This is a genomic window from Saccharothrix ecbatanensis (assembly GCF_014205015.1).
GTDB lineage: Bacteria > Actinomycetota > Actinomycetes > Mycobacteriales > Pseudonocardiaceae > Actinosynnema > Actinosynnema ecbatanense.
The window spans coordinates 1,892,437-1,912,924 of record NZ_JACHMO010000001.1 but is presented as its reverse complement, the minus strand read 5'-3'; the positions used below and the strand labels follow the sequence as shown (position 1 = coordinate 1,912,924).

Here is a 20,488-nt window from a genome sequence, read left to right as displayed (position 1 = left end):
GCCCCGCGGTGCTGTCAATTGGTCCGACCAAGCTGGCATCTCCCTGGAAAACTGCCCCTTGCCGTGCGCCACGTCACATGATTAGTCTCCGGCATCATCTAAGCGCTTCGACAACGCCGCTTTCAACGAAGAAGGGTGGTCCCTGTCATGGGGATTGAGCTGAATCGCCGGAGGTTCTTGAGCGTCACGGCTTCAGTCGCGGGGCTCACGGCCATGGGCGGTCTGTCCGCCTGCGGCGGCGGCGCCGAGCAGAAGACCGGCGCGAACAGCGACGCCCTCAAGTCCGCGCTGCCGAACTACGTGCCGAGCAGCGCGATCAAGCCGGACATCCCGTCCGTCGCCGGCGGCCCGGACGTGCTGACCGACCCCGGCTTCCTCGCCTACCCGTCGAACCCGGTCACCACGGTGTCCGGCATCCCGGGCAAGGGCGGCAAGTACACGACCGTCACGCCGCTGTGGGGCACGGTCCCGACCGCCGACAACTCGTTCTACCAGGCGATGAACAAGGCGCTGGGCGTCACGCTCGACATGAAGCCGGCCGACGGCAACAACTACGCCACGATCATCCCCACGATGACCGCCGCCAAGAAGCTGCCCGACTGGATCCAGCTGCCGTCCTGGTGGAACGCCAACTTCAACGTCGGCGAGCTGGCCGGGTCGCAGCTCGCGGACCTGACGCCCTACCTCTCCGGCGACAAGATCAAGAAGTACCCCAACCTCGCGGCCATCCCCACGGGCGCGTGGCAGTCCGGCGCCTGGGGCGACAAGATCTACGGCATCCCGTCGTTCTCCAGCGGGTTCGTGTTCACCGGCGCCGTGAGCTTCCGCCGTGACGTCCTCGAGGCCAAGGGCATCACCGCGGACCAGGTGAAGTCCGCCGACGACCTGATGAAGCTGGGCAAGGAGCTGACCGACGCCAAGGCCGGCGTGTGGGCGTTCGACGACCTGTGGACCTACATGTTCCCGTCCTGGGGCGTGCCCCAGAAGTGGAAGGTGGACAACGGCAAGCTGGTCCACAAGTACGAGATGCCGCAACTGCTGGACGCCCTGGAGTGGCACTACAACGCCGCGACCGCGGGCCTCCTGCACCCGGACGCGCTGGCCGGCAACAACGCCGACGGCAACGTGCGCTTCTACTCCGGGAAGACGCTGATCGTCGGCGGCGGCGCCGGCGGGTGGAACGCCTCCGACCACCAGTCCGGCACGGCTGCCAACCCGGACTACCGGCGGGCCTACTTCGACTTCTTCACCGCGGACGGCAAGGGCGAGCCGCTGATCGAGATCGGTTCCTCCTCCCGCATCATCAGCTACCTGAACAGCAACCTGAGGCCGGAGCAGATCGAGGAGTTGCTGGCGGTGGCCGACTACCTGGCCGCGCCGTACGGCTCGGCGGAGTACACGCTGATCAACTTCGGTGTCGAAGGCGTCCACCACACGATGGTCGACGGCATCCCGACCGCCACCGAAGAGGGCAAGAAGAACGTCCAGCCGCAGACCTACCCGTTCCTGGCCTCGCCGCCCGCGGTGATCAGCAACCCCGGCACGGAGATCGTCACCAACGACTACACCGCCTGGCAGGCCGCGAACGTCAAGCACCTGAAGAAGCCGGTGTTCTGGAACATGAACATCAGCCTGCCGCGGTCGATGGCCACCGCCGACGCGGGACAGGCCGTCGAGGACGCCATCAAGGACTGCTACCACGGCAAGAAGAAGGTCTCGGAGGTGAAGGAGGCCATCAACACCTGGAAGTCCAGTGGCGGCGGGGACAAGCTGATCCAGTGGACGGACGAGAACGTCCTCCAGAAGTTCGGGACCGGGCAATGAGTTCCGTTGACACGGAACCTGGCACGAAGCCACCCGCGCGGAAGAACAAGCTGAGCCTGCGGGCGAGGCTGCGGCGGGACCGGTCGCTGTTGTTGATGACCGTTCCCGCCGTGGTCCTGCTCCTGGTGTTCAACTACGTGCCGCTGTTCGGGCTGCTGACTGCGTTCCAGGACTACAACCCGCTGGTGGGGGTGTGGAACAGCGAGTGGGTGGGCTTCGACCAGTTCGTGGCCCTGTTCGGGGACTCGCTGTTCTGGGGCTCGCTGACGAACACGCTGTACCTCAGCTTCGTGCAGCTGATCCTGTTCTTCCCGATCCCGATCGCGCTCGCGCTGCTGTTGAACTCGGTGCTCAGCGAACGGCTGCGCAACCTCATCCAGTCCATCGCCTACCTGCCGCACTTCTTCTCGTGGGTGCTCGCGATCACGATCTTCCAGCAGATGTTCGGCGGTGCGGGGCTGCTCAACCAGTTCCTGCGCAGCAACGACATGAGCACCTGGGACATCATGACCAACCCCGACACCTTCGTGCTGCTGATCACCTCGCAGGCGATCTGGAAGGAAGCCGGCTGGTCGATCATCGTCTTCCTCGCCGCGCTCGCCGCGATCAACACCGACCTGTACGAGTCGTCGGCGGTGGACGGAGCCGGGCGGTGGCGGCGGCTGTGGCACATCACCCTGCCCGGGATGATGGGCGTCATCATGCTCATGCTGGTGCTGCGCCTGGGCAACGCGCTCACCGTGGGGTTCGAGCAGTTCCTGATCCAGCGGCAGGCGGTCGGCCACGAAGCGGCCGACGTACTCGACACGTTCTCGTTCTACTACGGCATCGCCACCAACAACTACAGCTACGGCGCGGCGGCCGGGTTGTTCAAGAGCGTCATCTCGCTGCTGCTCATCTGGGGCGCGAACAAGCTGGCGCACGCTTTCGGCGAAGATGGGTTGTACCGGAGATGACCGACACGCTCACCATCGAACGCGCCAAGGACGAGCGCCCCGTGACCGGTCGGGGTGCCGTACGGCGGCGAAAGCGCTCCAGCCGCCCGGTCTGGGAGGAGCCGCCCACCACAGCCGGTCAGACCGCCAAGGGCTTGGCCCTCGGCGTGGTCGTGGCGGTCGTCCTGGTGCCGTTGTGGATCATCGTGGTGACCAGCCTGTCCACGCAGGCGGCGGTCAACCGCGCGGGTGGCCTGGTGCTGTGGCCGACCGACGTGACCTTCGAGGCGTACCGCGTGATGCTCGGCGACGCCACGGTGCGCAACGCGCTGCTGGTCAGCCTCGGCATCACGGCGGTCGGCACGGTGCTCTCCATGGTCGTGTCGATCCTGTGCGCCTATGGCCTGTCCCGGTCCGGCTCGGTGGCCCACCGCTTCATCCTGGTGCTGCTGATCCTCACGATGTTCCTCAGCGGCGGCCTGATCCCGACCTTCCTGGTCGTCACCGAACTGGGCGGCTACGGGCAGTACTGGGCGCTGATCCTGCCCGGCGCGGTGTCGGTGTTCAACATCCTGGTGCTGCGGGCGTTCTACTCGAGCACCTCGGCCGACCTGATCGAGGCGGCGCGGATCGACGGCGCCGGCGACTGGCGGATCCTGTGGACGATCGTCCTGCCGACGTCCCGGGCGGTGACCGCGGTCGTCGCCCTGTTCTACGGCGTGGGCTACTGGAACTCGTTCTTCAACGTGATGCTCTACATGCCGACCGACAGCGAGAAGTGGCCGCTCCAGTACGTGCTGCTGACCTACGTCAACCGGGGCAACGGGCTGCCCGGGTCGGTGAACTCGGGCTTCGGCTCGCAGTTCGCGCAGACCGCGCCGCTGTCGTTGCAGATGGCGGTGGTGGTGCTGACCATCGTGCCGCTGCTGCTGGTGTACCCGTTCATGCAGAAGCACTTCCGCGTCGGCGTGCTCACCGGGGCTGTCAAGGGCTGAACGGGCACACTGGGCGCGGGCGCCGGAGCGGGCCCCGACGAAGAACGAGAAAGCAGGAGCATCACGCATGGTGACACTCGCCGATGTGGCCAGGCACGCGGGCGTTTCCGCCAGCACGGTCAGCTACGTGCTCAGCGGCAAGCGCTCGATCTCCGAGGAGACCCGGCGCCGCGTCGAGCGTTCGGTGGCCGAACTCGGCTACCACCCCAACGCCGGCGCCAGGGCGTTGGCCGCGAAGCGCTCCCACATAGTCGCCCTGGTGGTGCCGCTGCGCGCCGACGTCTACGTGCCGATCATGATGCAGATCGCCATCTCGGTCACCATGACGGCCCGCCAGCACGGCTACGACGTCCTGCTGATCACCAACGACGAGGGCCCGGAGGGCGTGCGCCGGGTCGCGGTGAGCGGGCTGGCGGACGGCGTGATCCTGATGGACGTCGGGTTGGACGACGAGCGCATCCCGGTGCTGCGCGAGTTGCGCACGCAGGCCGCGCTCATCGGCCTTCCCGACGACCGGAGGGGTCTGTCCTGCGTGGACCACGACTTCAGGGCCGCGGGCGCTTCGTGCGCGGACCACCTGGCCGACCTGGGCCACCGGGAGATCGCGTTCATCGGGTACGGCTCGGGGGTGTACCAGCGGCACGCCGGGTACGCCGAGCGCACGCTCGTGGGCTTCCGGGAACGCGCCGAGGAGCGAGGTCTGCGTTTCGTGCACCGGCCGTGCGAGGGCACGTACGAGAGCACCGCCGGGACGCTGGCCCGCATCCTCGCCGACCGGCCGGACACCACGGGGTTCGTGGTGCAGAACGAGGGTGCGATCGGCCCGCTGCTCAGCCTGCTGCGGATCAGCGGGCGGACGGTGCCCGAGGACGCCTCGGTGATCGCGCTGTGCCCCGAACTGCTCGCCGAGCAGTACGCGCCCGCGCTGACGGCGGTCACCGGCCCGGCCCAGGAACTCGGCCGGGTCGCCGTCGAGCAGCTCCTCAAGCGGATCACCGCCGCCGGGCGCAACGAAGAGCCGGACGACGAACTCGTCCTGCTCCAGCCCGTCCTGACCGTTCGGGAGAGCACCGGCCCCCACCTCAGCCGGGCACCCAGCACGCCCTGACACCCGCAAGCGGCTCCCCTCGTCCGCGGCCCTTCGGTCCGGACGCGACGAACCGTCACCACGCCAGGAGCACCGAATGCACTTCCGCGATCTCGGCAACGGCCTCGAATGGCGGGCCAACGGCGAGACCTTGCGCATCGAGGCGTGGGGGCCCGACGCCGTCCGGGTACGGGCGACGCCCGGCGGACCGGTGCTCGACGACCTGCCTGGCGCGCTGCTCGACGTCCCGCCGGGCGGCAAGCCGGAGATCGGCATCGCCGAGCACCACGCGACCCTGGTCAACGGCGCGCTGACGGTGCGGGTCGACGCCGACACCGCGGGCTCGGTCACCCCGTACCTCCCGGCGACCGCGGGCCGGCTGACGTTCCTGCGCACGGAGGACGGGGCGGAGCTGCTGGCCGAGCAGCCCGCCCACTTCTGGTGGCCGGGTCCGCGGTCGGCGGCGCCGAACGGCAACGGCTACCACCGCCTGGAGCAGCGGTTCCGCGCCTACCCCGGTGAACGGCTCTACGGCCTCGGCCAGCACACGCACGGCATGTTCGACCAGAAGGGCGCGGTCGTCGACCTCGTGCAGCGCAACGGCGAGGTGACCATCCCGCTGCTGGTGTCCGACCGCGGCTACGGCCTGCTGTGGAACTCGCCTGCCGTCGGCCGCGTCGAGCTGGCCGAGACCGGCACCCGGTGGGTGGCCGACAGCGCCCGCCAGATCGACTACTGGGTGACCGCGGGCGCACCTGCCGACGTGCTGCGGCGGTACGCCGACGCGACCGGCCACGCGCCCGAACTGCCCGCGTGGGCGGCCGGCTTCTGGCAGTGCAAGTTGCGCTACCGCACCCAGGACGAGCTGCTGGAGGTCGCCCGCGAGTACCAGCGGCGCGGCCTGCCGCTGTCGGTGATCGTCTGCGACTTCTTCCACTGGACCCACCTCGGCGAGTGGCGCTTCGACCCGGAGGAGTGGCCCGACCCGGCCGGGATGGTGCGCGAGCTGGACGAGATGGGCGTCAAGCTCATGGTCTCGGTCTGGCCGTCCGTCAGCCCGGTGAGCGAGAACTACCACGCGATGCTGGACCAGGGCCTGTTCATCGGCTCCGACTACGGGCCGGTGGCCCACGCCGACTGGCCGGACAAGGGCCTGGGCGCGTACTCGGCGCAGGTCGCGTTCTACGACAGCACCAACCCCGCCGCCCGCGACCACGTCTGGGAGCGGATCCGCCGCGGCTACCACGAGCTGGGCATCACGGTCTTCTGGCTCGACGCCTGCGAGCCCGAGATCAGGCCCGGCCACCAGACCGGCCTGCGCTACCACGCGGGTCCGGGCCTGGAGGTGGCCAACCTGTACCCGCGCGAGAACGCCCGCATGGTCCACGACGGCCTGCGCGCGGCGGGCGAGACCGAGGTCATCTCGCTCAACCGGTCGTCCTGGGCGGGCGCGCAGCGCTACGGCGCGGCGCTGTGGTCCGGCGACATCGGCACGGACTTCACCACGTTGCGCGCGCAGATCAAGGCCGGTCTGAACGTGATGATGTCCGGCATCCCGTGGTGGACGACGGACATCGGCGGCTTCCACGGCGGCGACCCGGACGACCCGGCGTACCGCGAGGTGCTGGTGCGGTGGTTCCAGTACGGGACGTTCTGCCCGCTGTTCCGCCTGCACGGCTTCCGCGGCCCCTCGCAGCTCCTGGAGCCCGCCATGACGGGCCTGCCCAACGAGGTCTGGTCCTACGGCGACGAGGTGTACCCGATCCTGGTCGACCACCTCCGCCTGCGCGAACGCCTGCGGCCGTACGTCATGGAGCAGATGCGCGCCGCCGCCGAGACCGGTCTGCCGCCGATGCGGCCGTTGTTCCTGGAGTTCCCCGACGACGAGGGCGCGTGGGAGGTCGACGACGCGTTCCTGCTCGGCCCCGACCTGCTCGTCGCGCCCGTCACCGCCGCGGGGGCACGGGAGCGGACGGTGCACCTGCCCGCCGGAGCCCGGTGGACCGACGCGTGGACCGGCCATGAACACGCGGGTGGGCAGACGCTCACCGTCGCCGCCCCGATCGAACGCATCCCCCTGTTCGTGCGCGACGACGCACGGCTGCCACTGCACGAGGAGCAGGCTTGACAACCTCCCTCTCTGAAGGGAGGGATTCCCCGTCGGGCTCGCGCCCGGCAGTTCCTGTTTCTTCTCCCCGGAAGGGAGGTTTCGCCGGATGCCTCGCCGACTAGCGTCGGGTCGGTCTTACCCCGGCTCCACAGGCTGTGACCGCCTGCCCGGCGGCCAGGATGTTGCGCGCGGCGTTCACGTCGCGATCGTGCGAAGCCCCGCAACCGGGGCACGTCCACTCCCGCACCCGCAACGGCAGCGTGTCCAGCAGGTATCCGCAGTCCGAGCACGTCTTCGAGCTGGGCAGCCACCGGTCGACCACGACCAGGTCACGGCCGTACCAGCCGCACTTGTACTCCAGCATCGACCGCAGATCCGACCACGACGCGTCGGAGATGGCTCGAGCCAACGACCTGTTGCGCAGCATGTTGCGGACCGCCAGGTCCTCGATCACGACCAGTTGGTTCTCCCGGACGAGTCGAGTGGTCAACTTGTGCAACAAATCCCGCCGGCGGTCGGCAATGCGGGCATGCACACGAGCCACCCGCAGCCGCGCCTTGACCCGGTTGTGGGAGCCCTTCTCCTTGCGGGCCAACGCCCGCTGCGCGCGGGCCAGCCGTTCCCGATCCCGCCGTTCGCGCTTCGGGTTGGTGATCTTATCCCCGGTCGACAACGTGACCAGGGAAGTGATCCCCGCATCGACACCCACGACGTGATCTGTGGGTGGGGCGTGGATTATGGTGGTTTCAACCAGGATCGACACGTGCCACCGACCGGCCGGGTCACGCGACACCGTCACCGTGGACGGCTCGGCACCCTCGGGCAACGGCCGCGACCACACGATGTCCAACGACTCAGCCATCTTCGCCAGGGTGAGCCGCCCGTCGCGCCAACGGAACGCCGACCGGGTGTACTCGACGGAAGCCCTGCCCCGCTTGCGGGACTTGAACCGGGGATACCGCGCCCGCTTCTCCCAGAACGCCGCAAACGCCGACTGCAAGTGCCGCAACGACTGCTGCAACGGCACCGACGACACCTCGTTGAGAAACCCCAACCCGTCGGTCTTCTTCCACTCCGTCAACAACGCCGACGTCTGCACATAGTTCACCCGACGCTGCTCACCGAACCACGCCGCCGTGCGGACCTCCAACGCCCGGTTGTACACCACCCGCACACACCCGAACGTACGCAACAACTCCACTTCCTGCGCCGCAGACGGATAAAAGCGGAACCTGAACGCCCGCTTCACCACCGACCCCGACACCATGATTCACATCAACACCCAGCGAATCAGCCTTGCCGATGCGGTCGAGCATCGGTTTCCTCCCCGGCATGAACACCGGAGTATCCACCGACAGGAGCTGGCATGACCACGCGCGACCTGACCGAGCGGCTCGGCGGTCTCGCCTTCGGCGGCGACTACAACCCCGAGCAGTGGGACAAGGAGGTCTGGGCCGAGGACGACGAGCTGATGCGCCGGGCGCGGGTCAACCTCGCCACCGTCGGCGTGTTCTCGTGGGCCCTGATGGAGCCCGAGGAAGGCCGCTACGACTTCGCCTGGCTCGACGCCCACCTCGACCGGCTGCACGCGGGCGGCGTCGCCGTCGACCTGGCCACGCCGACCGCCTCCCCTCCCACGTGGTTCACCAAGGCGCACCCGGACGCGCTGCCGGTGACCGCCGACGGCGTCCGGCTCGTGCACGGCAGCCGCGACACCTACTGCCTCGCCGCGCCGGCCTACCGTGACGCGGCCCGCCGCATCGCCTCCGCCTTGGCCGAGCGTTATGGCCGGCACCCCGCGGTCGCGCTGTGGCACGTGCACAACGAGTACATGACGCTCTGCTTCTGCGACCACGCCGCCGCCGCGTTCCGCACTTGGCTGCGTGAACGGCACGGCACGCTGGACGCGCTGAACGAGGCGTGGGGCACGGCGTTCTGGAGCCAGCGCTACACCTCGTGGGACGACGTCCTGCCGCCACGCGCCACGCAGTGGCACCACAACCCCGGGCAGTCGCTGGACTTCCGCCGCTTCTGGTCCGACACGGCCCTCGCCGCCTACCGGGAGCAGCGCGACGCGATCCGCGCGCACAGCGACCGCCCGGTGACCACCAACCTGATGCTGCCCGGCTACCAGAACCTCGACCTGTGGGCGTTCGGCCGCGAGCTGGACTTCGTGACCGTCGACCACTACCCGGACCGGCCGGGCCTCGACGCCGCGGCGGACACCGCGTTCGGCGCGGACCGCGCCCGTTCGTTCGGCGGCGGCCGGCCGTGGTTGCTCATGGAGCAGGGCGCGAACACCGTCTACGCCGAAGGCCAAGTGCTGCCGAAGGACCCGGGCGACATCATGCGGCACACGCTGAGCCACATCGCGCGGGGCTCGGACGGCGCGCTGTTCTTCCAGTGGCGCCAGTCGAAGGCGGGCGCCGAGACGTGGCACTCGGCGATGGTGCCGCACGCCGGGCCGGACAGCCGGGTCTTCCGGGAGGTGGAGGCCCTCGGCGACGCCGTCACCCGGCTCGCGGAGGTCGCCGGATCGACCGTCACCGCCGAGGTCGCCGTGCTGCACGACGCGGAGGCGTGGTGGGCGTCGGAGGCCGATGGCCTGCCCTCGCCGGCGCTCGACTACCACTTGATGCTCCGGCGTGCGCACCGGGCGTTGTGGGACGTGGGGGTCGTGACCGACTTCGCCCACCCGGAGCACGACCTGAGCCGGTACCGACTCGTCCTGGCCCCTGCCCTGCTCCTGATGTCCGACGCGGGGGCGGCGAACCTGCGCCGATACGTCGCCGACGGCGGCACGCTGCTCGTCCAGCACTTCAGCGGCGTGGTCGACGAACGCCCCCACGCCCGCCTCGGCGGGTTCCCGGCCGGACCGCTGCGCGAAGCCCTCGGCGTCCGGGTCGAGGAGCCCCGGCCGTTGCGGCGGGAGGAGCGGATCACGCTGTCCGACGGCGCGCACGGCACGGTGTGGAGCGAGTACCTGCACCTCGACGGCGCCGAGGCGATCGCCGCCTACACCCACGGGATGCTCGCCGGACACCCTGCGCTGACCCGCCACGCCTACGGTGCCGGCCACGGCTGGTACCTCTCCACCGTCCTCGACACCTCGGACTACACCGCGCTGATCGCCCGGCTGCTGGGTGAAGCCGGTGTGGTCCGCGAGTGGCCGCCCGGCGTGGAAGCCGTCACCCGCGGCGGGTGGCGCTTCCTGCTCAACCACGGTGACGACACCGTCCCGCTCCCCGAGGCCGCCCACGACTTGCTCACCGGTGGTCCGCTGACCGAGTTGCCACCTCACGGCTGGGCCGTGCTCCGAATGCCCTGACCGTCACCCGACCCGTCGACCACACCGTGCGCCGTGCCGCACCGGTGCGCTGGAGCGCGCTCCAAACCACGAAGGGCCTGATGGGATGTCACCGAATCACAGCACGTTCGCCAACCCGGTGATCGCGGGCTTCCACCCCGATCCGAGCGTCTGCCGCGTCGGCGACGACTACTACCTCGTCTGCTCCAGCTTCGAGTACTTCCCCGGCGTGCCGATCTTCCACAGCCGCGACCTGGTGCGGTGGACGCAGATCGGCAACGTGCTCGACCGGCCGGAGCAGCTCCGCCTCCCGCTCGACTCGCCGTCGTCCGCCGGTGTCTACGCGCCGACCCTGCGCCACCACGACGGCCGGTTCTACCTGATCACCACGAACGTGAGCGGCGACGGGAACCTCCTGGTCACGGCCACCGACCCCGCCGGACCGTGGTCGGACCCGGTCCTGCTGCCCGACCTGCCCGGCATCGACCCCGACCTCGCGTGGGACGAAGACGGCACGTGCTGGAGCACGGTCGCCGGGGTGTCCCAGGTCCGGATCGACCCGCACACCGGGCAGGTGCTCGACGCGCCGCGGCGGATCTGGTCCGGGGCGCCCGGCGCGAAGGCCCCGGAAGCGCCGCACCTGTACCGGATCGGCGAGTACTGGTACCTGCTCATCGCCGAGGGCGGCACCGAACGCGGCCACGGCGTCTCGATCGCCCGCGGCCCCACACCGTCCGGCCCGTTCGAGGCGTGCCCGGCGAACCCGGTCCTGACCCACCGGGGCGCCGACCACCCGATCCAGAACACCGGGCACGGCGACCTCGTTCAGGGGCCGGACGGCTCCTGGTGGATGGTGCTGCTCGGCGTGCGGCCGGGCGGCGGGACACCCGGCTGGCACGTGCTGGGCCGTGAGACGTTCCTCGCGCCCGTGACCTGGGTGGACGACTGGCCGGTCGTCGGCCCGCTGGAGCCCGAGGCGACCGTGCCCTGGCCGCTGGGGCCGGCGCCGACCGAGGCGCGTCGGGACGACTTCGACCTCCCCGTGCTCCCGCCGGCGTGGATCTCGCTGCGCGACCGCCGGGAACAGCACTGCACGACGGAGGAACGTGCCGGGTGGCTGACCCTCCGCGCGCGCGGCGAGTCCCTGGACGCGCTCGACGTCGTGTTCGTCGGCCGCCGCCAGCGTCACCCGTCCTGCCGGGTGCGCACGCTCGTGGACGCCTCGCGCGGAACGGGCGGTCTCGCGGTGCGGCTGGACGAGGAGCACCACTACGAGATCGAGGCGACCGTCGGCGAGGTGTGGGTGGTTGCCCGCGTCGGCTCGCTGAAGACCGTCGTGGCGTCCCGGGCGGTGCCGGCCGGACCGCTGGTCCTGGGCGTCGACGTGCTGGAGGAGAAGAACCTCCGGGACCCGCGCACCGGCCCCGACACCGTGTCCTTCGGCATCGGCGAGCCGGACGGGACGTTCACCACCCTCGCCACCCTCGACGGCCGCTACCTCTCCACCGAAGTCGCCGGCGGCTTCACCGGCCGGGTCATCGGCCTGTACGCCGCCGCGGGCGCCGTCCACTTCGACTGGTCCGACTACGAGCCGCTCGACAGCTGACCGGCGTCCCCCAAGCCCGCCGCCGCAACCGATCCCACCGACAGCAAAGGCACCGACATGGATCGAACCAGACCGCTGTCCTGGCGCGGCAGGCTCCGACAGGTGGTGGCCCTCCCGTTGGCGCTGGTCGTCGCCGGGGTCCTCGCCTCGGGCACGGCGTCCGGCGCCGCCCCCGAGGCGGAGCCCGGCGTCCCGAGCGGCGCGATGGCCGTCGCCGCCGCGATGCAGCCCTCGTGGAACCTGGGCAACAGCCTCGACGCCATCCCCGACGAGACGGCCTGGGGCAACCCGCCTGCCACCAGGGAGCTGTTCGAAACCCTTCGCGCGCAAGGTTTCCGCAGTGTCCGCATTCCCGTGACGTGGTCGAACGCCCAGTCGACCACCGCTCCCTACACGATCGACGCCAAGTTCATGGGCCGTGTGAAGCAGGTCGTGGACTGGGCGCTGGCCGAGAACCTCTACGTCGTGCTCAACATGCACCACGACTCCTGGCAGTGGATCGCGACCATGCCCGCCGACCACGACAACGTGCTCGCGCGGTTCACCTCGACCTGGACCCAGATCGCCACGACGTTCGGGCACTCTTCGCGCAGGCTGCTGTTCGAGAGCGTCAACGAACCGACGTTCACCAACGCCGACGACGCGCAGAAGGTGCGGCTGCTGAACGAGCTGAACACCTCGTTCCACCGCGTCGTGCGGCAGTCCGGCGGCCGGAACGCGACGCGCCTGCTCGTGCTGCCCACGCAGGTCTGCACGCCGGACCAAGGGCTCATGGACGACCTGGCCACCACGATGGAATCGTTGCGCGACCCCAACCTCATGGCCACCGTGCACTTCTACGGCTTCTGGCCGTTCAGCGTGAACATCGCGGGCTTCACCCGCTTCGACGAGACCGTCCAGAAGGACATGACCGACACGTTCGCCCGGATGCGCGACACCTTCACCTCCAAAGGCGTCCCGGTCTACCTGGGCGAGTACGCCCTGCTCGCCTACGACTACACCCGTCCCGGCATCATCGAGCGCGGCGAGGTGCTGAAGTACTTCGAGGCGGTGGGTAATGAGGCCCGCAAGAGCAAGGTCGTCACGGCCCTGTGGGACGCCGGCTCGTTCCTCGAACGCCACACGCTCCAGTGGCGCGACCCGGACGTCCTCGCCCAGATCAAGTCGAGCTGGACCACCCGCTCGGGCACGGCCTCGTCCGACCTGGTGTTCGTGCCCAAGTCCACCCCGATCACCGCCAAGACGCTCACGCTCAACCTGAACGGCACGAGCCTGCGGGGGCTGTGGCACGGCGACACCAGGCTGCGCGAAGGCCGCGACTACACCGTGTCCGGCGACCAGCTCACGCTGACCGCCACCGCGTTGACCAAGCTCGTCGGAGACCGGGCGTACGGCGTCAACTCGACGATCGAGGCCAGGTTCTCGCGCGGCGTCCCCTGGCGGATCAACGTGATCACGAACGACGCGCCGGTGCTGTCCGACGCGACCGGCACCGCGAACTCGCTCACCGTGCCGACGCGGTTCCAGGGCGACCAGCTCGCGACGATGGAGGCCGAGTACGCGGACGGTTCGGCCGCCGGTCCGGCGAACTGGACCCGGTTCCAGGAGTTCTACACGACCGTCCGCCCGGACTACCCCGGCGGGGCGATCGTCCTGCCACCGGCGTTCTTCGAGGCCGTCCGCGAGGGCGAACCGGTCACGCTGACGTTCCACTTCTGGAGCGGCGCCGAGCTGACCTACCAGGTGACCACGTCCGGCGCCTCGGTGACCGGCACGGCGTCCTGACCGGTCCCGGCGGCCCCAACGCTGCTTGTGACATCTGAGAATGTGAGGAGTTCCATGTTCGGATTGCGCAGAAGAACACAACCGGTTCGCCATCGAATCGGTGTCGTGGCGGCCGGGGTCGCGGCCCTGACCGCGAGCCTGGTCACGGTGACGGCGACCGAGGCCGTCGCAGCCGAGGCCGGGTGCACCGTGGCGTACTCGGTCACGGGCCAGTGGTCGGGTGGCTTCACCGCCGACGTCGCCGTGACCAACAACGGCGCCGCGGTCGACGGCTGGCAGCTGAGCTGGGAGTGGCCGTCCGGTCAGCGGGTCCGCAACGCCTGGAACGCGAAGGTGACCGAGTCCGACGGCCGGGTCACCGCCGCGGACGCCGGCTACAACGCCAAGGTCGCGACGAGCAAGACAGTGAAGTTCGGCTTCATCGGCACCTGGGCGGAAGCCAACACGGCGCCGTTGTCGTTCTCCCTCAACGGCGTCACCTGCGTCCACGGCGGGAAGCAGCTCACCGCCATGGAGCACACCGCGGCGATGCAGCCGGGGTGGAACCTCGGCAACACGCTGGACTCGGTCGGGATGCCCGACGACGAGACGTCCTGGGGCAACCCGCGCATCACGGAAGCCCTGCTGGACAACGTGAAGGCGCAGGGCTTCAAGAGCGTCCGCCTCCCCGTCACGTGGACCGCGCGCGTGGGCCCGGGACCGGACCACACGATCGACGCGGCGTACCTGGCCCGCGTCAAGGAGGTCGTGCGCTGGGCGTTGGCGCGCGACCTGTACGTGATGGTCAACCTCCACCACGACTCGTGGCAGTGGACCTTGAAGATGCCGACCGAGCACGACCAGGTGCTCAACCAGTTCAACAGGATCTGGACGCAGCTCGCGGGCGCCTTCACCGAGTTCGGGCCCAAGCTGACGTTCGAGGGCTTGAACGAGCCGCAGTTCACCGGGAGCACGGGCAAGCCGCAAGAGATTCAGCTGAACGCCGAGCTGAACGCGTCGTTCTACGACATCGTGCGCCGATCGGGCGGCAACAACGCCAAGCGCCTCCTGGTCCTGCCGACCCTGCACACCTCGTCCGAGCAGGTGTACCTCGACCCGCTGGTGGACCAGATCCAGGGTTTCGACGACCCCAACCTGATCGCGACCGTGCACAACTACGGCTACTGGCCGTTCAGCGCGAACGTCGCGGGCGGCACGCGCTTCGACGCGAGTGTCCAGCAGTACCTCACCGACGACTTCGACCGCGTGCACGACAGCTTCATCGCGCGGGGCATCCCGGTGATCATCGGCGAGTACGGCCTGCTCGGCTTCGACCAGCACACCGGCACCATCGAGCAGGGCGAGAAGCTGAAGTTCTTCGAGTACTTCGGCCATTACGCGCGTGCCAAGAAGCTCACCACGATGCTCTGGGACAACGGCCAGCACTTCAACCGCACCTCGTTCCAGTGGAACGACCCCGAGCTCTTCGCGCACATCAAGTCGAGCTGGAAGGTCCGCTCCGGCACGGCCTACACCGACCAGGTGTTCAGCGCGAAGTCTAGCCCCGTCACCGCGAAGACGATCAAGCTGAACCTCAACGGCACGTCGTTCTCGGGGCTGTACAACGGGAACACCGCCCTGACCCGCGGCGTCGACTACACCCTCGACGGCGACCAGCTCACCCTGACCGCCTCGGCGCTGACCAGGCTGAGCGGCTCGCGGGACTACGGCACGAACGCGGTGCTGACGGCCCGCTTCTCCCAGGGCGTGCCGTGGCGGTTCCACGTCATCACGTATGACACGCCGGTGCCGTCCGACACCACGGGGACAACGGAGAAGTTCGAGATCCCGACGGACTTCCGCGGCGACCAGCTCGCCACCATGGAGGCCAAGTACGACGACGGCGCCTTCGCCGGTCCGCACGACTGGACGTCCTTCAAGGAGTTCGGCAGGGCGTTCGCGCCGAACTACACCGACGGCCTGACCACCTTGAAGCCGGAGTTCTTCAACAACCTCAAGGACGACGAGCGGGTGACGCTCACGTTCCACTTCTGGAGCGGCGAGAAGGTGACGTACTACGTCACCAAGTCGGGCACCGCGGTCACCGGCACGACCGCCTGACCGACCCGGGTTGACGAAGAAGACCACCGAAGGCCGCGAATGGCCTTCGGTGGTCTTCTTCGTTCGTCAGGTCAGGCGCAGGCCGCGCCGTTGAGCGTGAACGAGGCCGGTTTGGCGGTGTTGCCCGTGTGGTTGGCCTGGAAGCCGATGCTCACCGACCCGCCGGGGGCGATGTTGCCGTTGTAGGAGGCGTTCCTGGCGGTGACCTGTCCCGACGTGGGCGAGTAGGAGGCGTTCCACCCGGAGGTGATCGTCTGCCCGCCGGGCAGGGTGAACACCAGCGACCAGCCGCTGATCGGCGTGCTGCCGGTGTTCGTGATGACGATCTCCGACGTCAGGCCGGTGTTCCACGCGTTGATGGTGTCGGTCACCTTGCAACCGTCACCGGGCTCGTTCGGGGTCGTGGTGGTGGTGGTGGTGCTGGTCGTGGTGGTCGTGGTGGTGGTGCTGGTCGTGGTGGTGGTGCTCGTCGTGGTCGTCGTCGTGGTGCCGGGGCCGCCCTGGAACTGGGAGAGGAACTTCCACGCCTCGCCCTTGGTCCAGGTTCGGATGCCGCTCTCGGTGTAGGTGCCGTCGACCGGGCCGGGCATGTGACCGTTGTCGAACGCGGCCCACTGCACGGGGTACCCCGCACGGCACGAGTACGTCGTCGTGATGTGGGACATGCTGCCCTGCGACGGCTCACGCGGGCTCTGCGGCGAGCACCCGTTGTTCGCCACGAACTTGTCCCGCAACGACCGGCCCATCGAGATGTTGAGCACGTTGTCCGTGATGCCGTGCATGCCGAAGTACGCGATCGGCTGGCTGCCACCCGCACATCCGCTCAACTGCGCGCCCGCGTACACGACCACCGCGCGGAACACCGTCGCCCTCGCACATGCGAGCGCGTAGCTCATGCCACCGCCGTAGCTGAACCCCATCGCGAACCGCAACGCCGTGTCGACGCACAGATCGGCCTCGATCCGCTTCAGCATGTCGTCGACGAACACGACGTCCTCGCCGCCGGAGTTCGCCCAGCCGTTGCCCAGGCCCTGCGGCGCCACCAGGATCGCGCTGTTGTTCGACTGCTCCTGCATCCCGTAGTACGACCACGCCGTCCCGCTGGTGCCGCCCGACGACACGTCGTTCATGGTGCCGCCACGCCAGTGGAACCCGAAGATCAACCGATAGGCGCGGGTGTTGTCGTAACCGTCGGGCACCCGCAGGATGAAGCTGCGGCTCTTGCCGCCGCTCTGGATCGTGTGCGTGCCGCTGCGCAACGTCGGCGCCTTGCCGCAACCGGCGGTCGACGCGAGCGCGCCGACTTGCGAGGACGGCGCGGCCTCGCCGAGCCCTCCGCTCAACGCCATGCCGGTCGCGGCCACGGTGAGGAGCACCGCCGCCAACGCGGGCCCGAAAAGCCTACGCGTGATCATCAGAGACTCTTTTCTGCCGTTCGGACATCGAATGCGTGGGTGACCGACGCAGCTGGTCGTGACCGGAGCGGACCAAGTCGCCGTGGCCGATGTCCCGCGTCCACTGCCCGCTCGGGAACGTCACGGTGGTGGAGCGTGCAGGGTGCCGTTCAGGCTGAAGCTCGCCGGTGCGGGGCTCGAAACTTTCGGCGGAGAGGCCTTCACTTTCGAAGTCAATCTAGCCGGCGACCAGGCGGTGGTCAACGCTCAACAAAGCTAAAATTGTTAGCGTTCACGCTGGCACCTGAATGGGCACCGATCGGACGGGCGCATTCACCGCCACTGCCCCATTCAGCTCATTGGACAACTGAACTCGGCCGCCAAGGTCCCGTGACCCCACTGGATCGCCGGCGGTTCGTCGGTCACGATGAACCCCGCGAACGTCGAAGCGCTTCACCACCGCCACCCGGAGGACTCCCCCATGCCGCTGACGGACTCCCCTCACGACGAACTGACCGACTACCGCCCGGATTCGAACCCACCACAGGATTTCGACGCCTTCTGGGAGCGCTCGCTCGCGGCGGCACGCGGCTGCGGCGGAGCCGTCAAGGTCGAGCGGGTCACCGACCTACACCTGCTGCGCACCGTCGAAGTCGACGACGTCCGGTTCCCCGGCTGGAACGGCGAACCGGTGGCCGCCTGGCTGCTGCGCCCGCGCGACGCCGAAGGCCCGCTGCCCGTCGTCGTGACCTACATCGGCTACAGCGGAGGCCGCGGACTGCCCACCGACAACCTGCTCTGGTCCGCCGCCGGGTACGCGCAGCTCGTCGTCGACAGCCGCGGCCAAGGCCACGACACCCCCGACTCGACGGAGGGCCACGGCACGCAGTGGGCCGAGGGCTTCATGACCCGCGGCGTCGATTCCCCCGAGCACTACTACTACCGGCGGCTCATGACCGACTGCGTCCGTGCGGTGGACGCCGTCGCCGACCTGCCCGGTCTGGACACCCGGCGGGTGATCGTCGCCGGCGGGAGCCAGGGCGGCGGCCTCGCGCTCGCCGTCGCGGGACTGGCGCCGGACAGCGTGGCCGCGGTCCTGTCGGACGTGCCGTTCCTGTGCCAGTTCCGCCGGGCGGCGGAGATCAGCGGCGAAGGGCCGTACCAGGAGCTCGCGAAGTACCTGCGTTGGCACAGCCGCCAGCACGTGGATCGGACCTTCGCCACGTTGTCCTATTTCGACGGTGTCCACTTCGCCCAGCGGGCGACGGCGCCGGCGCTGTTCAGCGTCGGCTTGATGGACCCGATCTGCCCGCCCTCCACGGTTTACGCCGCCTTCAACCACTACGCGGGCGAGGACCGGACCATGACCGTGTGGCCCTTCGCCGACCACGGTGGCGGCTACGGTTCCAACCCGGCCGTGCAGCTGGCCTGGCTGCGTGAACGAGGGCTCGGCGTGCCGGCCTGACCGGGTCGACGGCGGACGCTGTCCCGCTCCACCAAGGTCGGGCGGGATGGTGCGCCGTCTTCGAGTGAACATGCGGGAGGGTTGCGTAGGGTGACGAAGGTGGACCCAGCTGACTTCTACACCGGCATCGTCGCCGAGCTCTACGGACCGCTGAAGTCCTTCTCCCAGGACCCCGAGCCCTACGCGGCCTTCGTTCAGCAAGCCGCTGTGCCGGCACTGGAGCTGGGGTGCGGAGACGGCGATCCCCTGCTCGAATTGCGCCGACGCGGCCTGGACGTCGACGGCGTCGACTCCTCTGCGGACATGCTGGATCGGCTCCGGCGCCGGGCGGACGAAGAAGACATCCGTGTCACGGTGTTCCACCAGCGCATGGAGGCTTTGAACCTGCCCCGCCGTTACCGCGCGATCTTCCTCGCCGGGCCGACCTTCAACCTGCTCCCCGACGACGCCACGGCGCTCGCCGCCCTGCGCGGCATCCGCGCTCACTTGGCCGAGGACGGCACCGCCCTGGTGCCCCTGTTCACCCCAACACCGACTCCAGCCGAACAGATCCGTAGGGTGCGTACGGCAACCGCACCCGACGGCGCCGAGATTCGGGTGTCCGTCGTCGCCGAGCAACGCGACGAGACCGCTCGGACACAGACGACGCTTCTACGCTACGAACGGCACCACGGCTCGGACAGCACCGTCGTAGAGCGCCCGTGGACCATGCATTGGTACACCCGGGACCAGTTCGGGAAGCTGGCGACGACCGCCGGCCTGGCCGTGACCGCAGTGACCGATCCGCACGGCAAGCCCACCGCTGCTGATGTCACCGACCTGCTGCACTTCCGGCTCCAGGCCACCTGACCACCTCCCCGGAAGTCCCTTCGCTGTTCGGCGTCGCGGCCCGGCGGAGCGACCTGATCGCCACTCGAACGCAGCGATGCCCGAATGGACCGGGCAAAGCTAAATATTTGAGCGCCGACTGCAGCTATCGACCGCCGACCTACGTCGAAGAGAGTTCACCGGACCATTTGTTGAGGGGCCAGGCCTTGTGAGCGTGAACAATGTGGTGCCACACTGCCAGGACACCGGAATCGCGGATCGCGCCGCCCCACAGCCGGCGGCACAGCGGAGCCGGACCGGCGGACGGTTCTGCCCATCTCACCCGAGTCCGTGGAGTTCGGCTTCCAGGCCACCGGCAGCGCCACCGGCCTCTCGCCGACCTGCTCGGCACCCTGATCGGACTTGGTCGACCGCAACGGAACCGGCAAAGAAGACAAGGAGCGACCATGGCGCGAGTGCTGATCCTGACCGCCGACGCCGCAGAGGAACTCGACTCGATGTACCCGGTCTTCCGACTGCGCGAGGGCGGCCACGAGGCGATCGTGACGGCACCCACGACGCGTCCGGTGAAGCTCGTGGTCCACGACTTCGAGCCCGGCTGGGACTCCTACACCGAGAAACCGGGCCACCTGCTGCCGGTGGACCTGGCGTTCGGCGAGGTCGACCCAGAGGACTACGACGCGCTGGTGATCCCAGGCGGCCGAGCGCCGGAGTACATCCGAACGGACCCGGACGTGGCCCGCATCGTCGGGCACTTCTTCGCCGGCGGGCTCCCGGTCGGCACGATCTGCCACGGCCCGCAAGTCCCGGCCGCACTGGGGCTCCTGCGTGGCCGCACCACGGCCGCGTACCCGCCCCTGAAGTTCGACATCGAGCTGGCCGGCGCAACGTTCGTGGACGAGCCCGACGTCGTGGACGGCGCGATGGTGTCCTGCCGGGGCTGGCCCGACCTCCCCCTGTGGTCCCGCGCGTTCATGCGGGTGCTGGAGAAGGCGAGCGACCGGGCCTGACGGGTCGGCCCTGGCCGTCGCGCTCCCCCACCCTCACCGCGC

14 protein-coding genes are annotated in these 20,488 nt (G+C 69.3%); 12 read left to right on the top strand and 2 right to left on the bottom strand.

Annotation, left to right across the window (positions count from 1 at the left end):
* The first annotated feature begins 147 nt into the window (after positions 1-147).
* From F4560_RS08355 to F4560_RS08335, 5 genes are all read left to right on the top strand, one after another.
* A complete protein-coding gene (locus F4560_RS08355; RefSeq protein ID WP_184918328.1) occupies positions 148-1,824 on the top strand; it encodes a type 2 periplasmic-binding domain-containing protein in 1,677 nt (558 codons plus the stop codon).
* On the top strand, positions 1,821-2,780 hold the full coding sequence (locus F4560_RS08350) for an ABC transporter permease (RefSeq protein WP_184918326.1): 960 nt from the start codon (positions 1,821-1,823) through the stop codon (positions 2,778-2,780). Before F4560_RS08355 ends, F4560_RS08350 begins: the two co-directional genes overlap by 4 nt.
* A complete protein-coding gene (locus tag F4560_RS08345; RefSeq protein WP_184918324.1) occupies positions 2,777-3,754 on the top strand; it encodes a carbohydrate ABC transporter permease in 978 nt (325 codons plus the stop codon). Before F4560_RS08350 ends, F4560_RS08345 begins: the two co-directional genes overlap by 4 nt.
* A gap of 67 nt (positions 3,755-3,821) precedes the next feature.
* Positions 3,822-4,862 carry a LacI family DNA-binding transcriptional regulator gene (locus tag F4560_RS08340; protein ID WP_184918322.1) on the top strand — a complete coding sequence of 347 codons (1,041 nt, stop codon included), beginning with the start codon at positions 3,822-3,824 and terminating at the stop codon, positions 4,860-4,862.
* A gap of 76 nt (positions 4,863-4,938) precedes the next feature.
* Positions 4,939-6,969, top strand: coding sequence for a glycoside hydrolase family 31 protein (locus tag F4560_RS08335; RefSeq protein WP_184918320.1), 2,031 nt, complete (start codon positions 4,939-4,941; stop codon positions 6,967-6,969).
* Positions 6,970-7,069: 100 nt separating this feature from the next.
* On the opposite strand, the gene F4560_RS08330 is transcribed toward F4560_RS08335, so the two are convergent.
* On the bottom strand, positions 7,070-8,218 hold the full coding sequence (locus tag F4560_RS08330; protein WP_246477758.1) for an RNA-guided endonuclease InsQ/TnpB family protein: 1,149 nt from the start codon (positions 8,216-8,218) through the stop codon (positions 7,070-7,072).
* A 99-nt stretch (positions 8,219-8,317) separates the two neighbouring features.
* Here F4560_RS08330 and F4560_RS08325 point away from each other — a divergent pair, with 99 nt between their 5' ends.
* From F4560_RS08325 to F4560_RS08310, 4 genes are all read left to right on the top strand, one after another.
* The gene (locus F4560_RS08325) at positions 8,318-10,279 is read left to right on the top strand and encodes a beta-galactosidase (RefSeq protein ID WP_184918318.1); all 1,962 of its coding nucleotides are present in this window, start codon (positions 8,318-8,320) and stop codon (positions 10,277-10,279) included.
* 85 nt (positions 10,280-10,364) lie between these two features.
* Complete coding sequence (locus F4560_RS08320) at positions 10,365-11,864, top strand: glycoside hydrolase family 43 protein (protein WP_184918316.1); 1,500 nt, start codon at positions 10,365-10,367, stop codon at positions 11,862-11,864.
* 57 nt (positions 11,865-11,921) lie between these two features.
* Positions 11,922-13,649 carry a cellulase family glycosylhydrolase gene (locus F4560_RS08315; RefSeq protein WP_184918314.1) on the top strand — a complete coding sequence of 576 codons (1,728 nt, stop codon included), beginning with the start codon at positions 11,922-11,924 and terminating at the stop codon, positions 13,647-13,649.
* A gap of 105 nt (positions 13,650-13,754) precedes the next feature.
* Positions 13,755-15,749 (top strand): cellulase family glycosylhydrolase, encoded by a 1,995-nt coding sequence (locus F4560_RS08310; protein ID WP_312868823.1) that lies wholly within the window; start codon positions 13,755-13,757, stop codon positions 15,747-15,749.
* A gap of 71 nt (positions 15,750-15,820) precedes the next feature.
* On the opposite strand, the gene F4560_RS08305 is transcribed toward F4560_RS08310, so the two are convergent.
* Positions 15,821-17,164 (bottom strand): CE1 family esterase, encoded by a 1,344-nt coding sequence (locus F4560_RS08305; protein WP_184918310.1) that lies wholly within the window; start codon positions 17,162-17,164, stop codon positions 15,821-15,823.
* A gap of 460 nt (positions 17,165-17,624) precedes the next feature.
* Between F4560_RS08305 and F4560_RS08300 the strand changes: the two genes are divergently transcribed.
* From F4560_RS08300 to F4560_RS08290, 3 genes are all read left to right on the top strand, one after another.
* Positions 17,625-18,608, top strand: coding sequence for an acetylxylan esterase (locus tag F4560_RS08300; RefSeq protein ID WP_184918308.1), 984 nt, complete (start codon positions 17,625-17,627; stop codon positions 18,606-18,608).
* Between the two features lie 90 nt (positions 18,609-18,698).
* A complete protein-coding gene (locus F4560_RS08295) occupies positions 18,699-19,457 on the top strand; it encodes a class I SAM-dependent methyltransferase (protein WP_221483400.1) in 759 nt (252 codons plus the stop codon).
* A gap of 425 nt (positions 19,458-19,882) precedes the next feature.
* Positions 19,883-20,446: a DJ-1/PfpI family protein gene (locus F4560_RS08290; RefSeq protein WP_184918306.1), complete on the top strand. Its 564-nt coding sequence runs from the start codon at positions 19,883-19,885 to the stop codon at positions 20,444-20,446.
* Positions 20,447-20,488: the final 42 nt, after the last annotated feature.

Excerpts from the sequence above, each read along its gene's own strand:
- F4560_RS08325 (WP_184918318.1), top strand. The coding sequence starts at position 8,318 with ATGACCACGCGCGACCTGACCGAGCGGCTCGGCGGTCTCGCCTTCGGC.
- F4560_RS08350 (WP_184918326.1), top strand. The coding sequence starts at position 1,821 with ATGAGTTCCGTTGACACGGAACCTGGCACGAAGCCACCCGCGCGGAAG.
- F4560_RS08330 (WP_246477758.1), bottom strand. The coding sequence starts at position 8,218 with ATGGTGTCGGGGTCGGTGGTGAAGCGGGCGTTCAGGTTCCGCTTTTAT.
- F4560_RS08335 (WP_184918320.1), top strand. The coding sequence starts at position 4,939 with ATGCACTTCCGCGATCTCGGCAACGGCCTCGAATGGCGGGCCAACGGC.
- F4560_RS08300 (WP_184918308.1), top strand. The coding sequence starts at position 17,625 with ATGCCGCTGACGGACTCCCCTCACGACGAACTGACCGACTACCGCCCG.
- F4560_RS08290 (WP_184918306.1), top strand. The coding sequence starts at position 19,883 with ATGGCGCGAGTGCTGATCCTGACCGCCGACGCCGCAGAGGAACTCGAC.
- F4560_RS08315 (WP_184918314.1), top strand. The coding sequence starts at position 11,922 with ATGGATCGAACCAGACCGCTGTCCTGGCGCGGCAGGCTCCGACAGGTG.
- F4560_RS08320 (WP_184918316.1), top strand. The coding sequence starts at position 10,365 with ATGTCACCGAATCACAGCACGTTCGCCAACCCGGTGATCGCGGGCTTC.
- F4560_RS08355 (WP_184918328.1), top strand. The coding sequence starts at position 148 with ATGGGGATTGAGCTGAATCGCCGGAGGTTCTTGAGCGTCACGGCTTCA.
- F4560_RS08340 (WP_184918322.1), top strand. The coding sequence starts at position 3,822 with ATGGTGACACTCGCCGATGTGGCCAGGCACGCGGGCGTTTCCGCCAGC.
- F4560_RS08305 (WP_184918310.1), bottom strand. The coding sequence starts at position 17,164 with ATGATCACGCGTAGGCTTTTCGGGCCCGCGTTGGCGGCGGTGCTCCTC.
- F4560_RS08345 (WP_184918324.1), top strand. The coding sequence starts at position 2,777 with ATGACCGACACGCTCACCATCGAACGCGCCAAGGACGAGCGCCCCGTG.